The following is a 16,577-nucleotide window of genomic DNA, read 5'->3' as shown; positions in this document are numbered from 1 at the left end:
CGTGACCCCGCCTTCCGACGAGCCGTGCGGCATCTTCGACTTCGGCTGCCAGGCCGGCGTCGTCGTCTCCCAGGCGACGAACGACGCGCTGCAGCAGTTCGTCAACAACATCTTCGAGGGCTACGGCAAGGCCATCGCCTCCCTCGGCACCCTGTGGGTCAACGTCCCCTCCCCGGTGACAGTCGTTGACCGTGGCGGCGGAGTGAACGGCGGCGGCACCCCTCCGGTCCCGGAAGCGTTCGAGACGATCCTCGGCTACGTGACGTGGGTGTCCGCGGGCATCGCGATCATGTCCCTGATCTTCGCCGGAGTCATGATGGCCTCTCGACGCCGGCACGGCGACGGTGAAGCGCACGTCGGCCGCATCGGCGTCATCGTCTTCGCCGTCCTGCTGCTCTCCTCCGCCTCCGCGCTCGTGACCGGGTTCCTGCCCCTGGCGCTGCACCTGAACGAGTCCTCCTCGGTCGTCGGCTGGGTACAGGGCCAGCTCGAGTGGTACACCGGCGGCCTCGCAGTCCTCTCCGTCCTCGTGGCCGCGGGCCGGATGGCGTGGACGCAGCGCGCGACCCCGTTGAGGGAGCTGATGGGCTCCGTCCTGACACTGATCGCCGTCGCCGGAGCGGGACTCGTCGTGATTCGCCTCGCCACACAGGCGGGCGACGCCTTCTCGATCTGGATCCTCAACAACTCCACCAACTGCGAGATCACCAACGGCGAGAGCAACTGCTTCGGCACGAACGTCTCCGCGATGATCGGCCTGACCCTCACCCAGCCCATCGGCCTGATCGGCCTCTTCCTCCTCGGCTTCCTCGCCGTGCTGATGACCTACGTGCAGATCGCTCTGATGGTGTTCCGCGGCGCGATGCTCGTCGTCCTCGCCGGCATCTTCCCGATCGCCGCGTCCTTCACAAACACCGAGATCGGTCGGCAGTGGTTCAAGAAGGCTCTGGCCTGGATCATCGCGTTCATCCTCTACAAGCCCGCCGCGGCGATCATTTACGCGATCGCCTTCCGCATGACCGGCACCGACCTGTTCAAGTCGGACGGCACCGGGCTCTTCCAGATCATGACCGGCCTCGCTCTGATGCTCATCGCCCTCGTGGCCCTGCCCGCTCTCATGCGCTTCCTCGTCCCGGCCGTCTCTTCAGTCGGCGGAGGAGGAGCGGCGGGCCTTCTTCTCGGCGCCGCGGCCGTCTCGGCCGCGGGCGACGTCGCGACGGGTGCGATCCGCGCCAGCAACAACGGCGGAGGCGGGAACAACGGCCGTGGAGGCGGCAGCTCGTCGACCGATGGGCCGACCGGCAGCAGCAACTCTCCTGGGTCCCCGGCGTCCTCGACGCCGGGCGCCGATCCGTCCGGTTCGGCAGCGGCCTCGGGCGGCGGAGCCGCGACCGGTGGGGCGAGTGCGGGTGCCGGAGCAGCGTCCAGTGGCGCGGGCGCCGGGGCAGCAGCGGGAGGCGCGACGGCGGCCGCCGGTCCGATCGGCGCCGGGATCGCGGTCGCGACGAAGGCCGCGGAGGGCGCCAAACAGGCCGCGCAGGCCGTGAAGGCCGGCACGGAAGAGGCCACCGGCAGCAACGAGAACGGGAGCTAACCCATGACCAGCACCGCTACCGCGACCGATCCGGTCAAGGCACGCACCTACGGCAACTGGCGAAAGCCGCAGACCGCCGGCCTCGGCGGGCTCGGGCAGCTCGCCACACTCGTGATGTTCGTGGGCATCGTCGCCTCGATCATCGCGTCCATGTTCTCCGGCCTCGGTCCCGCACTCCTCGTCGCCGGGATCTTCGGCGGCATCCTCCTGACCGTCTCGGTCAAGGACAAGCACGGGCAGTCAGCCCTGGGAAGGACGGTGGTCCGCGTGAACTGGTGGCACACCAAGAGCAAGGGAGCGAACATCTACCGCTCCGGTCCGACCGGACGTGCCAAGTGGGGCACCTTCCAGCTGCCGGGCTTGGCCGCGGCGTCCCAGCTCACCGAGCATGAGGACTCCCATGGCCGACGTTTCGCCCTGATCAGCACCCCGACCACTCGGCACTTCACGGTCGTCCTCGCGACGGAGCCGGACGGCGCCGCGCTGGTGGATCAGGAGCAGATCAACAACCAGGTCGCGGAGTACGGCATCTGGCTCGCCAACCTCGGAGACGAGCCCGGCATCGAGGCCGCCTCCGTCACCGTCGAGACGGCCCCCGACACCGGCACGCGCCTGCGCGGTGAGGTCGAGGGATCGATGGACCCGGACGCTCCGCTGTTCGCTCGAGCGATGCTCCAGGAGGTCGTGGGGACATACCCGGTCGGGTCCGCGACCATCCGCGCCTACATCGCTTTGACGTTCACGGCGACGGCTCGCATCGGCGGGAAGCGCCGCAACGCGAAGGAGGTCGCCTCCGACCTCTCCGCTCGCATCCCCGGCCTGACCTCCTCCCTCGCAGCGACCGGCGCCGGCGCTGCCCGGCCCCTCAACGCGCAGGAGCTGTGCGAAGTCATCCGCACCGCCTACGACCCCGACGCGGCAGTCCTGATCGACCAGGCCCGCGCAGCGGGCGAGACGGCCGACCTGTCCTGGACCGACGTCGGCCCCGCCGCGGCCGAAGCGCACTGGGACTCCTACCGACACGACGGTGCCGTGTCGACGTCGTGGACGATGACCGCCCCGCCTCGCGGCGTCGTGCAGGCCGGGATCCTCGCCCGCCTGCTCGCCCCGCACCGCGACATCGCCCGCAAGCGCGTCACCCTGCTCTACCGCCCCATCGACCCCGCCCGCGCTGCCGCACTGGTGGAGGCGGACCTCAACGCCGCCCAGTTCAACTCCTCCGCGTCAACCAAGCCGACCGCCCGCTCGACGCTCTCGACCCGCTCGGCGCAGGCGACAGCCGCGGAGGAAGCCTCCGGCGCCGGGCTGATGAACTTCGGCCTGATCGTCACCGCGACGACGATGCAACGCACGCAGGAGCCCGAAGCGCGCGCCGCGATCGACTCCCTCACCTCGGCCGCCCGACTGCGGATGCGGCCGGCGTTCGGGTCGCAGGACTCCGCCTTCGCCGCCGCGCTCCCGCTCGGCCTGATCCTCCCGCGGCACCTGCGCATCCCCAACGAGGTCCGGGAAGCCCTGTGACCGTGACGAGCGACCGCAGGACGGCACTCGACGAGTGTCCGGTGCCGTCCCCGGTTAAGCCCCTTCTCCCCGCATCGATCACTGCCGGAGGTTCACAGTGAGCATCACCACCAAGCTCTTCTCCCGCCACCGCGACACCGAGCCCGCCGACGCGATCGCTGCTGTCCAAAACGACGAGTTGCCCGCCGGCGCCCTCGACAGCGAGCAGAGCGCTGACCGGGCCCGAGTGGAGGCCTGCGTCGACGTCTTCGAGGAAGCGGTGCCCACGGGCGCGGTCGGTGCTCCCTCGACGGAGCAGACCGCGGCGACGTCGACGGACGCTCGCGCCCGATCCCGCCACGTCCGCAAGGCGGAGGAGGACGCCGCCGCGGCTCGCGCTGCGGCCTCGCCGCTCGCCCGCGACAAGCTTTCGAAGCGGTCGCGGACGAAGCGGGCGATCCCGCACCAGGGCGGGAAGCAGAGAATCGAGAAGGAGCCGGCCCCCAAGCGCACGATGCGGCCGACGTCGACGGGATGGCTGGGCCGCGGCGGCGGGCAGGCCGTCTCGATCCAGCCCGCCGATGAGTTCCGTGCGACGACCGTGCAGGTGTGCGGGCTGTACCCGTTCTCGGTCGGCACCGGAACACCGATGATCGGCGTGCCGCTGGGGAAGAACCTCGCCACGGGCGCGTCGGTGCTGTGCGATCCGATCTCGTGGTTCCAGCGGGCGCAGCTCATCTCCAACCCGTCGATGTTCGTCCTCGGGAAGCCGGGCCTGGGGAAGTCCTCGCTCACCCGCCGCATGGCGACCGGGCTCGCCGGATACGGCACCCTCCCGCTGGTCCTCGGGGACTTGAAGCCGGACTACGTGGACCTCATCCGCGCGATGGACGGGCAGGTCGTCACTCTTGGCCGAGGCCGCGGCTACCTCAACATCCTCGACCCCGGCGAGGCCACCACCGCCGCAGCGCGTCTGCGCGCCGACGCGGACGCGGCTCTCGAGAGGGCTGCCGAGCTGGACGCTCACGGCGAGAACTCGACGGAGGAGCGCAAGCACGCCGTGAAGTCCCAGCGCCTCGCATCGCAGGTGCTCGCGGATGCTCACGGCCGCCGGCACACCATGATCGCTGCGCTGCTGACGATCCTGCGCTCCGAGCCTCCGAGCGACCGGGAGGAGACGATCATCGACCGGGCGCTGAAGTACCTGGACGAGACCCATGAGGGCATCCCCGTCCTCGCGGACCTCCTCGCCGTCATCCAGGCCGCACCGGACGAGATCCGCCAGGTCGCCCTCGACCGCGGCGACCTCACCCGATACAAGGCGATCACCGAAAACCTCGAAGCCTCCCTCATCGGCCTCACCACTGGCGGCCGGCTGGGCGAGATCTTCTCCCGCCAGACCACCACCCCGATGCGGCGGGACCGGCCCGTGGTCTACGACGTGTCCTCCATCGATGACTCCGAAGGCGATCTGCAGGCCAGCATCCTTCTCGCCTGCTGGTCCGCCGGGTTCGGGACCGTCAACGTCGCCTCCGCCCTCGCAGAAGCCGGGCTGGAGCCCCGCCGGCACTACTTCGTGATCCTCGATGAGCTGTGGCGGGCGCTGCGCGCGGGAAAGGGCATGGTCGATCGCGTCGACGCCCTCACCCGCCTGAATCGTGCCCGCGGCGTGGGCCTGGCGATGATCAGCCACACGATGAGTGACCTGCTCGCGCTCGCATCGCAGGAGGACCAGATGAAGGCCAAGGGCTTCGTGGAACGCTCCGGCATGGTCATCTGCGGCGGCCTCCCGGGCGCTGAGATGCCGCTGCTCACGTCGGCCGTGCCGCTGTCGAACGCGGAACAGTCGATGCTCACGAGCTGGCAGGACCCGCCCGCCTGGGACCCGGTATCGGGACACGAGTCCGAGCCTCCCGGGCGAGGACGGTTTCTGATCAAGGTGGGCGGCCGGCCCGGCATCCCGATCCGGGTGCAGCTGACCGCCGCTGAGCTGGACGTTAATGACACCAACAAGCTCTGGCACACCGCCTCCCGCGCCGGACGCGCGAACGAGCCGCTGGCGACCGATCCGGTCGTGGTGGAGATCCTGCCGTGAGCGTCCTCGTCGCCCTCGGCGCAACGTGCGTCGCGGCCGGCGCCGCTGGCGCCTCGATCGTCAGCGCGATCCGCGCCCGCCAGCGGTCCGCGGACCGAGACCGGTTCCTGCTCACGATCTGCTGGGGCGGCTTCGGGCTCCTGGCCGGCTTCGTCGCGTGGGACCAGTGGGACCGGGTGATCGCGTGAGCTGTGCGTCGACGGTCGCGTTCGAGGGCTACCGCTGGAACTGCCAGCGATCTGCTCCGGGGGAGCACGGCTTCCACACGACGGATCTTCCCGTCTCCTTCGTGGAGCGGGGCCTCGCGGTCCTCTCCTGGGGGACCTCGCACCAAGCGCCCGCCGATGACTGCACCCCGCAGTGGACCGGCCCGATCTACACGGAGGAGTCCGCATGAGCGCCACCGCCAACAACCGCCGCCGCGAGCCCGGCAAAGCCAACAACGACGGCCTGATGCTCGGCGCCGCCGTGACCGCGATCGCCATCGTCGGCATCGTCTGGGTCTCCGTCGCGGCCGGATCCAAGCTCGACGGCGTGAACGAGGGCCTAACCTCCGATCCGTTCGAAATCCTGTCGGGGCTTGCCCGCGGCACGGTCACCTGGTCCTCGTCCGCGACGATGATCGCCGCGGCCGCCGGCGGCATCATCGTGCTCGTCGCGCTGTGGTTCCTCTGGATGAAGGCCCTCGGTCGCAAGGGCCGCGCGAACGTCGACCGGGCTGCCCGCTACATGGCGACCGAACGGGACCTGGCGCCGATGCTGAGCAAGGAGGCGATGAAGAAGTCCAAGCGCCTGGGTGTCGAGGGCTCACCCGGCGTGCCCGTGGGGCGGCTCGTGTCGACGGGGAAGATGCTCTACGCCTCGTTCGAGGACATGATCACGGTCGTCGCCGGCCCCCGCGTCGGGAAGTCGACGTCGCTGGTCATCCCGGCGATCATCGCCGCCCCGGGCGCGGTCGTCACGACCTCGAACAAGCGCGACGTGCTCGACGCGACCCGCGACGTCCGCGAGAAGGACGGGCCTGTGTGGGTGTTCGACCCGCAGCGCGTCGCCCGCGAGGACGCGACGTGGTGGTGGAATCCGCTGTCCTACGTCACCGACGACGTGCGCGCCGCGAAGCTCGCGCAGTACTTCGCCTCGGGATCTCGGGCGACGGACGCGAAGACGGACGCCTTCTTCGACGGCGCCGGACAGAACCTCCTCGCCGGCATGCTGCTCGCCGCAGCGGTCGGGCAGAAGCCGATCAGCCAGGTGTTCGCGTGGCTCACCGACGTCACCAATGAGGAGCCGGTGCGACTGCTGCGCTCCGGCGGATACCCGATGACCGGCGACGCGGTGCTCGGGATCATCCAGTCCACCGAGAAGCTGCGCGGCTCGGTCTACTCGACCGCTCAGGAGATGGCGGCGTGCTTGAAGAACACGCAGGTCGCGGACTGGGTGAACCCCCGCGGCACCGCGGACCCGCGGCCGCAGTTCGACGCGGCGACGTTCGTCCGCGGCTCCGGCACCCTCTACTCCCTTTCCAAGGAGGGCGCCGGCACCGCCGGCCCCCTCGTCACCGCACTCACCGCCGCCACTCTCGAGGCGGCGACCGACCTCGCCGACATCTCACCCGGCGGCCGGCTGCGCACGCCGCTGGTGGGGATCCTCGATGAGGCCGCGAACGTGTGCCGGTGGCGAGACCTCCCCGACCTGTACTCGCACTTCGGCTCCCGCGGCATCCCGATCATGTCGGTGTTCCAGTCCTGGTCGCAGGGCGTCGCGGTGTTCGGCAAGGAGGGCATGTTGAAGCTGTGGAGCGCGTCGAACGCGTTCCTCTACCTCGGCAGCGTGAAGGAGAACGACTTCCTCCAGAACGTCTCCGAGCTCGTCGGGGACTACGACCGCGAGACGACCTCCGCCAGCTACAACAAGGGCGTCCGCTCGACGTCGACCGCTTTGAAGCGCGAGCGGATCCTGACGGTGGACGAGCTGGGCGCGATGCCCCGCGGCCGCGCCGTGATGCTCTCCACCGGATCCCGAGCCGCGCTGCTGCGCACCGTGCCCTGGTACGAGGGCACGAAGGAGAAGGTCTCAGCGATCAAGGCCTCCATCGCCGCTCACGACCCCGCGATCGCGCCAGTACGCGGTGCCGAGCGGGCTCCTGTCGTAGCGATGGCCGCGCAGCCGGTCGTGACCAGCGCCGAGCCTGTCGTGGCGAGCGTCGAACCGGTTCTGGCGATCGATCTCGCTGCTTCGATGCGGGCTCTGATGGAGAACGAGGACGCCAAGCGGACGCGGGCGCAGCGTGACTGACGACGATCCGCTCGCGGGCGGAGACATACAAGAGGCTGCGGGCCTTCCGGCCGCCGTCGACAGGGACCGGGGCACCGCGGCTGCGTCGCTACTCGGCGCGTTCGACGTCGACGCGATCGCCGCGAGAGAAGTCGCGGACGTCATCACCGGGATCATCGCCGGGATGACGAAGGAGGCACTGGAACGAGCGCTCACGCCCGAGCGGATCGAGCTTATGCAGGTCCGCGCCGAAGCGGCTGTGCAGCGCTCGTTCGAGGAGGACTCCGTCCCGAGCCTCGTCTACGGGTCCGCTGACGAGTGGCTTCGGAAGTACTGGCGCTACACCTACCGCCGGCGAGTCTCCGCCAAGGGTCAGGGCACCGGGCGCTGGCGCGCCGACTGGTGGACCGTCGATGAGGCCGTGCAGCGCATCGAAGCGCTCTGGCGCAGCTGGGAAGCGTCCAGGCTCGACGCCGGGCTCGGGATCAGCGCCTGGTGGATCAATCACGCCGAGCCACACATGGCCGCCCTGCTGTCCACCGACGGACCGTTCACGGGCGCTACGGACGAGAACCTGCCAGGAGAGCCACTGCCGTATCGACCACCACCCGCGGGCATGTTCGATCCGGATAAGGGACCCTAGGTGCGTGTCGGCCATGGGCTGCGTATGGCGTGATCGGTTGGGCCACAGAGCCCGCAAGCCGCGGCCGTGGCGTGTGGTCCCGTCTGCCGTGGGTCACGGGCTGCACCCCCGAGTCCAACCAGATGCACCTCAACGCCGCCGGTCAGGCCGTCGCCGCGGGGCTCGTCGTCAGAGAACTCCTGCGCTGACGCTTCCCGAGGGCGCGGCACCCGCCCCAGCTGGCAGGAGCTGCGCATTCCGGTCGCGAATGCTCGGTTACAGATCACCTTCCACCCGTGACGTCCGTGCCTCGCGGCGCGGCTCGGAACGGCCGATGGTCGCGCGGGTGTCGACGGTTACCGTGGCGAGCTCGGAGACGAGGCCGGTGAGGGCCACTGCTGCATCCTGTTCCACCTAATCAGTCATACGGCAGCGTGAGCGTTGTTTGCGCAATAGGGCTCTCCAGCGATGGCACGCCGCTCTACCCGCAGAGAGCAGTGCCCGAGCCCCCGACTATCATCTCGGCCGCGGGGAACACCGCGCTCGACGGGTCGATCAACGGGAAGGTCATCGTCGTGCAGAACCTCTACGACGTCGACGCTCCGCCACTGAACGCCGTCTGGTACCAGCACCGCGTCCAGGACAGCCTCGGCGCCGCCGCAGACGACTCCTACAGGCTGTACCTCTACGATCGCGCGAACCACCAGGAGGGACTCGTCGCCTCCGATCCGGCCGGCCTCGTCCCCTACTTCGGCATGGTCGAGCAGGCTCTCCGCGACGTCGCCGGCTGGGCGGAGGGCGAGACTCCTGCCCCGCCGTCCACCCGGTACGAGATCGAGGACGCGCAGGTCATCGTCGGCTCCGACGCCGAGACCCGTGGCGGGGTTCAGCCCACCGCAGTCCTGACGATCGACGGTGCAGACCGTGCCGAGGTCGAGACCGGACAGACCGTGCGCCTGGATCTCACCGCGGACGCTCCCGATGGACTCGGCGCGATCGCGACGACCTCGTTCGACTACCTCGGCACCGGAACCTTCGACGACGCTCCCGTCGCAGAGCCCGCCAACGAAATCGCGACCAGTGCGACGCACACCTACACGACCGTCGGCACGGTCTTCGCCGGCGCTCGCGTCTCCGCCGATCGCGAAGGCGACGTCTCGGACCCGAACGCCCGGGTTCTGAACCTGGATCGCGTCCGCGTCGTCGTCAACGAGGGTGCAGCTCCGGTCGTCACCCCCGGGTTCCAGGGCAAGAGGCTCACCCTGACCGCGACCGACGACTACTCCGGCGTCGCGACGATCGAGTACCGCACCGTCAAGAAGGTCGGCGCTGCGCCCTCCGCATGGCAGAGCTACACCGGTCCGATCAAGGTGACCGGCTCCAGGACGGTCGTCGAGTACCGAGCCACCGACAACTCCGGTAAGACCAGCGCAGTGGGGTCCATCGCGTCACCGACGAAGACGACGGTGACGGGTAGCGTCGACCGTCGACTCGTGAGGGCCGGTACGTCGGTGGACTACGAGGTCGCCGTCTCCGCGGACGACGGCACCGCACCGACCGGGACGATCACTGTCACGGACAAGGGTCGAGTGGTGGCCACGGCGAACGTGACGGCCGACGCGAAGGGGAAGGTGACCGTCACCATCCCGGCGCTGAAGCGCGGCGCCCATGTGCTGATCGCGACGTTCGCCGGCGAGGGATACCTCGGGTCGAGATCGCGACCCTATCCGGTCGTCGCGTACTGACAGGACGCGGCGGTGGGGACGCCCAGGTCGGGCGTTCCCACCGCCGCCGATCCGCCGGTCTCCACCGGAGTGGTGCGGGTTTCGACCTCCGATGTCTGTGCACAGGACTTCGAGCATCTGCACGGTCGACGTCCTCCGCACGAGCCCCGCGATGTCGCGACGAGTTCCGGCGGCCGGGGGAACATCATCACGCGGCGCGCGTTCCGCTGACGGGACACGTCTGTCCGGGGCGGTCTCTCTGGGCTGTACTCGCAGAAGATCCCCGGGTCACCTAGGCGAGCGTCGTCCTCTGCTTTCTCCGCAGCCGACGAAGCGCCCAGCCCGGTTCCGCCGAGGACGGGAGTCGTCGCGGCGTCGATCACGGACGGGTGCCGCACTCGAGGGCACTCCCTCGATCATCCGCACCGGACGGGCAGCATCGAGACCCTCGCTAACGAGCCTCGGCAGGCAGCTCGAGGCGGTGCTCTCCGATGGCGAGATCGACATCGTCGAGACCGGGCCAGCTCACGACTCCGGGCACGCTCAGTCGGACGTCGAGCGTGACGCCGCGGGGCGTCCGCTCCCACCGGACGCTCACCGGTCCGCTCGGCAGGATCAGTTCGCTCTCGCACCAGTCGAGGCCAGGGCCAGGACGCGGCGCGAGGAGAACCCGGCCGTAGCCGGGCTCCAGAGGAGCGATCCCTGCGACCGTTCGGTGCAGCCACTCGGCGACCGACCCGAGTGCATAGTGGTTGAAGGACGTCATGTCCCCGCTGTTGAGACTGCCGTCGGGCAGCATCGAGTCCCAGCGCTCCCAGATGGTCGTCGCACCCATCGTCACCGGGTAGAGCCAGGAGGGGCACTCGTCCTGGAGGAGGAGCCGGTAGGCCTCCTCGACGTGCCCACTGTCCGCGAGCGCTCGCGTGATGAAGGGGGTCCCGGCGAAACCGGTGGAGATCCGGAAGCCGTTGTCGCGGACGAGGGAGGCGAGATGGGCGCCGGCCGTGGGGATCTCCTCCGGATCCAACAGCTGGAACACGATCGCCAGCGCATACCCGGTCGAGGTCTCTGGGACGAGTCGGCCGTCGGCGAGGAAGTGCGCGCGGAAGGCCGCACGCAGGCGCCCGCTCACTGTCGCCCACCGCTCCGCTGCAGCGGGATCGCCGAGATCGCGTGCAGCACGCGCGAGCATCGTGAAGGTGCGGTACCCGCTGGCCGTCGCCACCAGCGAGGTCGGAGTCAGCGCCGCGGCCGGATCCTCCGGCGGGGCGAGCGGGTCCAGCCAGTCGCCGAACTGGAAGCCCTTCGACCAGAGTCCGTCGGCGTCCAGCACCCGGGCCACGGCGTCGCCGTGTGCTGCCATCGTCGGGTAGAGGCGCGCAAGTCGACCGAGGTCGCCGTCGTGCTCGTAGAGCGCCCACGGAACCCAGACCGCTGCGTCGCCCCAGATGGCGGTCGGGTCAGGGGATCCGAGGATCGGGTTCGTCTCGGCGTCGGGCTCCAGCGCCAGGACGTTCGGGACGACGAACGGCACGTTGCCTCCGTTGTTCTCGGTCTCGACGGCGACGTCCAGCATCCAGTCCGTGAGGAAGTCCTGGACGTCGAAGAGGTAGGCGGCGGTAGGAGCGAACACGGCGATGTCCCCGGTCCAGCCGAGACGCTCGTCGCGCTGGGGGCAATCGGTGGGGATGTCGAGGAAGTTGCCGCGGAGGCTCCAGACGACGTTCTCGTGGAGTCGGTTCAGCTCAGGGTGGGAAGAGCGGAAGGTGCCGGTGCGACGGAGCTCCGAGCCGACGACGACTGCTTGCACGGCCTCCGCGACGTCGTCGTCCGTGCCCGGCCAGCCCGTGATCTCCGCGTAACGGAAGCCGTGGAAGGTGAAGGTCGGCTCGAACACGTCCGCGTTTCCGGAGAGGATGAAGCGATCGGTGGCCGACGCGGATCGCAGGGGCCTCGTTCCGAGTTCGTCCTGCTCGAGCACTTCGGCGTGCCGGATGACGATCTGCGTCCCGGCCGGTCCGGTGACGGACACCCGCAGCCAGCCCACGAGGTTCTGCCCGAAGTCGACGAGTAGTCGGCCTGAGGGGGATCGCCAGACCTCGACGGGAGCGATGCTCTCCTGCCTGCGCACGGGAGGACCGACGTAGGGTTCGAGTCCAGCGGACGGTGCGGGGATCCGCTCGACCGCCGCCCACGCGCCCTGCTCCGCGATTCGGGCATCGATCGTCTGCCCGTCGTAGAGGTCCGCGGCGAGCGTCGAAGACGGCGTCCACTCCCACAGCTCGTCGGTGGAAACGACCTGCTCACTCCCGTCGGCGAAGCCGATCCGGAGCTGTCCGGCGACCGCCGTCCGGTCGCCGTAGTGCTCACGGCCTGCGTAGAAGCCCAGGCGACCGGCGTACCAGCCGGGGCCCAGACGGAACTCGATCACGCTGTCGCGGTTCACCAGTGCCGTCACGTCGACTTCCGCGTAGCGCAGCCGCCACTGATAGCTGGACCAGCCCGGGGTGAGGAGGAGTCCATCGACAAGGTTCCCGTCGATGGTCGCCTCAGCGACGCCGAGGGCGGTCCACCGCAACGATGCCGACGCGACGTCGCCGCGGCTCGGATCGAGCTCGAGCCGATGCCGGAGCCGGACGACCCGCTCCGTTCCGATGCGTTCGGCGGGCGCGATGAACGACGGCGTCCAAGTGGTCATCGATTGCTCCTTGAGAGGTTTGGAGACGTCCAGCCCCAGGCCTCGTCGACGTGCGGGTACGGCTCTGCGCAAGCCAATCATCCGGTCCGCGCCGTTCCGGTCTCCGTCGCCGGGTATTGCGCAACTGCAACTGTTCGGCAGGACCGGGTCGGGGAGTCTTCTCTCTGTACGACCAACGCGGGAACGTCTGCCCTACCGAGCCCGCGCCGTCGGACGACGGCTCGACTCCCTGGTCACCAGTGTGCTCGGCAGTTCGACCCGGTCGTGGGGGGCGTCGGGCGCCTCGCCGCGCTGCTCGACGGCGAGCCGTACCGCTCGGCCGGCCATCTCGCGCAGCGGTTGCCTGACCGAGCTGAGGGCGGGCTCCGCGCTCGCGGCGCGAGGCTCGTCATTGAATCCGACGACACGGACATCGTCGGGGATGCGTTTGCCGAGACGGCGGGCCGCTCGGTAGACGGTCAGCGCCATCTCGTCGTTGCACGCGAACACGCCCACCTCGCCGGCTCCCGCGAGGGCGCCGAGGAGTTCGGGGGTCACCGTCGCGTCCGTCCACTGGCTGGGCACCCGGACCAGCGAGTCCTCGACGCCGGCCTGACGGAGGGCGCTCGCGAACCCCTCTTCGCGTGCCCGGCCGAAGCGGTACGGCGGCGTTCCCGTCACCACGACGAATCGATCGGCGCCTGACGCGACCAGGTGCTCGCCCGCGTCGCGGCCGCCCTGCAGATCCCTCGTCCCCACCGTCATCAGCCGGTCGTCCGGATCGGATCTCGGATCGAGGAGGATCACGGGGATCCTCAGGTCGTGCAACTCGAGGATCTGACGATGGGTGGGCCGGATGATCCCGAGGACGATGCCGGCCGGCCTGCGAGCGGCGACTCTCGACGGCCAGTCGTCCGTCGGGTCGTCCCTTTCCAGCGTGAGCACGAGATCGAATCCGAGCTCGAACGCCGCCGTCCGCGCGCCGTCGGTCACGGCCGCCGTCCAGTCGTCGTCGAAGGAGCCGAGGACCAGCTCGACCGTTCGGGGCTCACTGCTCGCGGGACGGCCCCCCGCGGACGTCGACGGGGCGTACCCCAGCTCGCGGGCCGCGTCGAGCACACGCTGACGCGTCTCGCGCCGCAGGTCCCCGCGCCCCGAGAGCGCCCTCGAGGCGGACGAGATCGAGACCCCGGCCGCCCGCGCCACATCGCGGAGGGCGACCTCCCGTCCGCTGTGCGCCACTGCCGGTCCTTCCCGGATCTCGTGATCGATCGGCGAGCTCCGCGTCTGAACAGGATGTCATGCGTCCCCCACCCGGGACGGTCGGCGTGCGGTCCTCGCGCTCGTCGACCCGTTGCGCAAAACGGCCGCTGCGGCATGCCGTCGATCGGGCGGCCGCTAGCGTCGGGCGTACGACGAAGGGCGGTCCGGGTCGAGAGGCCCGTGATGCAGCCCCCGTCGAACGAGCCGATGGCGGTCCGGAACGCGGGAACATCGCTCGAGGAGCACGGCCCAGAGCCGGCTCTCGCCTCACCGACGGCGGCATCGTCGCCCCTCTCAGGAAGCTCGTCATGATCGACCCTCACCCCGCCCCTGCCGGACCGGATCGCGGCCCCGCAGTCAGCGGAGCTCTTCAGCCGATCGTCCCGGGCTTCCACCCGGATCCGACGATCTGCCGCGTGGGCGACGACTACTACCTCGCCCACTCGAGCTTCGAGTACTTCCCCGGTGCCCCGATCTTCCACAGCCGCGATCTCGTCAGCTGGCAGCAGATCGGACACGTGATCACCCGTCCCTCCCAGTTCATGAGGCGCACCCACGGGCCATCGAGAGGTGTCTACGGCTCGACCCTCCGCCACCACGACGGCGTCTTCCGGTTCATCACCACGAACGCGAGCGACTTCGACTCCGGTCAGCTGGTGTTCACCGCGTCCGACCCGGCGGGGGAGTGGAGCGAGCCCGTCTCCGTCCCCCGCGCCATCGGCATCGACCCGGACCTGTGCTGGGACGACGACGGCACCTGCTACCTGACCTGGCACGCCCTCGACTTCGTCGAGGGCGGCAAGGGGATCCTCCAGGCGCCGATCGATCTCGCCACGGGCGAGCTGCTCGAGGATCCCTACCCGGTCTGGCAGGGCAGCGGACTCCCGGCGGCCGAGGGCCCGCACCTCCACCGCATCGGCGACTTCTGGTACATCGTCCTCGCCGAAGGCGGCACCGAACGCGGACACTGCGTCACCGTCGCGCGCAGCTCGAGCGTGCGTGGTCCGTTCGAACCGAGTCCGGAGAACCCGATCCTCACCCGGAGGAGCAGCATCCACCCGGTCCAGAACGTCGGTCACGCCGATCTCGTCGAGACCGTCGACGGGGAGTGGGCCGCCGTCTATCTCGGCGTGCGCCCCAGAGGGTCGACACCGGGCTACCACGTGCTCGGGCGCGAGACGTTCCTCGCCGGCGTCGCCTGGAAGGACGGCTGGCCGATCGTCGTCGACGACGCGTTCGAGGTCCCGCCGATGGCGACGGGGTTCGTCGAGGACTTCTCGACGAGGATCCTCCCTCCCCGATGGATCACCCCCCGCGGAGAACCCGCGGCCACGGGCGCCGGCGTGCAGGGAAGGGGATGGGTGCTCGATCCCTCCGCGCCGGGACCGCTCTGCGTCCGGGTCCTCGACCTCGCCTGGAGCGCGGTCGGACAGTTCTCCGGCGCAGGACGGATGACGGTGCGGATCGACGATCGACACTGGTGCGGGATCCAGTGGGACGGTGAGCGGGCCCGCGTGCTCGTGCACATCGGGGACGTGCTCACCGAGGTGGCCTCGATGCCTCTCAGCGACGCCTCCGCGCGGCTCGTGCTGTCGAGCGTCCCGAGCGCGTCCCCGCAGATCCCGCTGGGTCACGGCGGACCGGACGACCTCGTCGCCTCGATCGGGACGGCCGAGGGGACGATCGAACTGGCGCGTCTCGACGGCCGGTACTTCTCGACCGAGGTGGCGTCCGGGTTCACCGGACGCGTGCTCGCCTTCGAGGCCGGAGGACCCGGATCCGTTCTCCAGCAGGTCTCGTACGAACCGGCGTGATCCGGGTCCCTCGGCGATCGGTGCTCACGCGGCGAGGAGTCGCCGCCGCAGCCAGTCGAGGCGAGCAGCACGTGCCGCGGCCGCGAGAGCGGACTGCGGCGCGATGACCTCGAAGCCGTGGAAGCCTCCCGGCCAGACGTGCAGCTCCGCGGAGCAGCCCGCTTTCCACAGCCGGTCGGCGTAGGCGACGGTCTCGTCGCGGAAGGTGTCGGTGCTGCCGACGTCGAGATACGCCGGCGGCAGCGACGACAGGTCGCGGACCAGCGCGGCGGACGCCGGCGGATCGAGTTCCTCGGACCCGCTCCTCCGGCCGAGCAAGGCCGCCCAGCCGAAGGCGTTGTACGCCCTGTCCCACGTGCCGGTCCCGGCGAGTTGATGCACTGAGTAGCTGTCGTTGCGGCTGTCGAGCATCGGCTCCAGAAGGAGCTGCCCGGCCAGGGCCGGGCCCGAGCGATCACGAGCGACGACGGCGCAGCACGCCGCCAGCCCTCCGCCGGCGCTTCCGCCGGTGATGATCAGCGAGTGCGACGGCACGTTCCACGTGTCGAGCATCGACTCGACCCACACGAGACCGGCGTAGCAGTCCTCGAGCGGCGTGGGGTGGGGGTGCTCCGGCGCGAGTCGGTAGTCGACCGAGACGACGACCAGGCTCAGTGCAGCGGCGTGATCGAGCAGTTCGGCCATCCCGTCGAGGGGGGAGCCGGAGACCATGCCGCCCCCGTGGATGTTGTACGCGCATCCCCTCGGTACCACCGTCGTCGGTCGAGCGACGATGAGGCGGATCTCGCCGCCGTCGCTCGTCGCGACCACCTGCTGCGTGAGCGAGAACCGGCCGTCCGGGTCGAGCGCCTCGATGTCGGCGCGCTCGACAGCCGGGGCGCGCATCCTCGTGAGATCCGGGTCGGGGCGGCTCGATCCCGGAGGCAGGAGCGCGAGGAGCGCCGTCTCCGCTTCGGGATCCTGGGGCGGGGCGATCGGTCCTTCGGTCATGAGTCCTCCTCGATTCGGGCGCGA

At 70.1% G+C, this 16,577-nt stretch carries 12 protein-coding genes; 9 read left to right on the top strand and 3 right to left on the bottom strand.

Annotated elements, in window-relative coordinates; translation table 11 throughout:
• Position 1: 1 nt before the first annotated feature.
• From GSU72_RS20475 to GSU72_RS20440, 8 genes are all read left to right on the top strand, one after another.
• Positions 2-1,594, top strand: a complete 1,593-nt coding sequence (locus GSU72_RS20475; protein ID WP_159987110.1) for a hypothetical protein — start codon at positions 2-4, stop codon at positions 1,592-1,594.
• Positions 1,595-1,597: 3 nt separating this feature from the next.
• Complete coding sequence (locus GSU72_RS20470; RefSeq protein WP_208545234.1) at positions 1,598-3,115, top strand: SCO6880 family protein; 1,518 nt, start codon at positions 1,598-1,600, stop codon at positions 3,113-3,115.
• 463 nt (positions 3,116-3,578) lie between these two features.
• Positions 3,579-5,189, top strand: coding sequence for a type IV secretory system conjugative DNA transfer family protein (locus GSU72_RS20465; RefSeq protein ID WP_244256169.1), 1,611 nt, complete (start codon positions 3,579-3,581; stop codon positions 5,187-5,189).
• Positions 5,186-5,377: a hypothetical protein gene (locus GSU72_RS20460; RefSeq protein ID WP_159987109.1), complete on the top strand. Its 192-nt coding sequence runs from the start codon at positions 5,186-5,188 to the stop codon at positions 5,375-5,377. The genes GSU72_RS20465 and GSU72_RS20460 overlap by 4 nt, the downstream gene beginning before the upstream one ends.
• On the top strand, positions 5,374-5,586 hold the full coding sequence (locus GSU72_RS20455; protein ID WP_159987108.1) for a hypothetical protein: 213 nt from the start codon (positions 5,374-5,376) through the stop codon (positions 5,584-5,586). The genes GSU72_RS20460 and GSU72_RS20455 overlap by 4 nt, the downstream gene beginning before the upstream one ends.
• Complete coding sequence (locus GSU72_RS20450; protein WP_159987107.1) at positions 5,583-7,484, top strand: type IV secretory system conjugative DNA transfer family protein; 1,902 nt, start codon at positions 5,583-5,585, stop codon at positions 7,482-7,484. The genes GSU72_RS20455 and GSU72_RS20450 overlap by 4 nt, the downstream gene beginning before the upstream one ends.
• Positions 7,477-8,106 carry a DUF4913 domain-containing protein gene (locus GSU72_RS21740; protein WP_244256159.1) on the top strand — a complete coding sequence of 210 codons (630 nt, stop codon included), beginning with the start codon at positions 7,477-7,479 and terminating at the stop codon, positions 8,104-8,106. The genes GSU72_RS20450 and GSU72_RS21740 overlap by 8 nt, the downstream gene beginning before the upstream one ends.
• 476 nt (positions 8,107-8,582) lie before the next feature.
• A complete protein-coding gene (locus GSU72_RS20440) occupies positions 8,583-9,830 on the top strand; it encodes an Ig-like domain-containing protein (protein ID WP_159987106.1) in 1,248 nt (415 codons plus the stop codon).
• A gap of 430 nt (positions 9,831-10,260) precedes the next feature.
• On the opposite strand, the gene GSU72_RS20435 is transcribed toward GSU72_RS20440, so the two are convergent.
• Both GSU72_RS20435 and GSU72_RS20430 read right to left on the bottom strand, forming a co-directional pair.
• Positions 10,261-12,507, bottom strand: coding sequence for an alpha-L-rhamnosidase (locus GSU72_RS20435; RefSeq protein WP_159987105.1), 2,247 nt, complete (start codon positions 12,505-12,507; stop codon positions 10,261-10,263).
• A gap of 192 nt (positions 12,508-12,699) precedes the next feature.
• Entirely contained in the window at positions 12,700-13,728 is a 1,029-nt protein-coding gene (locus GSU72_RS20430) for a LacI family DNA-binding transcriptional regulator (RefSeq protein WP_159987104.1), read from the bottom strand.
• Positions 13,729-14,057: 329 nt separating this feature from the next.
• Between GSU72_RS20430 and GSU72_RS20425 the strand changes: the two genes are divergently transcribed.
• Positions 14,058-15,563: a glycoside hydrolase family 43 protein gene (locus tag GSU72_RS20425; protein WP_159987103.1), complete on the top strand. Its 1,506-nt coding sequence runs from the start codon at positions 14,058-14,060 to the stop codon at positions 15,561-15,563.
• A 24-nt stretch (positions 15,564-15,587) separates the two neighbouring features.
• Here GSU72_RS20425 and GSU72_RS20420 read toward each other — a convergent pair whose 3' ends face one another.
• Positions 15,588-16,553 carry an alpha/beta hydrolase fold domain-containing protein gene (locus GSU72_RS20420; protein ID WP_159987102.1) on the bottom strand — a complete coding sequence of 322 codons (966 nt, stop codon included), beginning with the start codon at positions 16,551-16,553 and terminating at the stop codon, positions 15,588-15,590.
• Positions 16,554-16,577 lie beyond the last annotated feature (24 nt).

Origin of the sequence: Rathayibacter sp. VKM Ac-2760 (genome assembly GCF_009834185.1) — a bacterium.
In the GTDB taxonomy this organism is placed as follows: domain Bacteria; phylum Actinomycetota; class Actinomycetes; order Actinomycetales; family Microbacteriaceae; genus Rathayibacter.
Note: the sequence above shows the minus strand (reverse complement) of the source record. Positions and strands in the feature narration are given on the sequence as shown.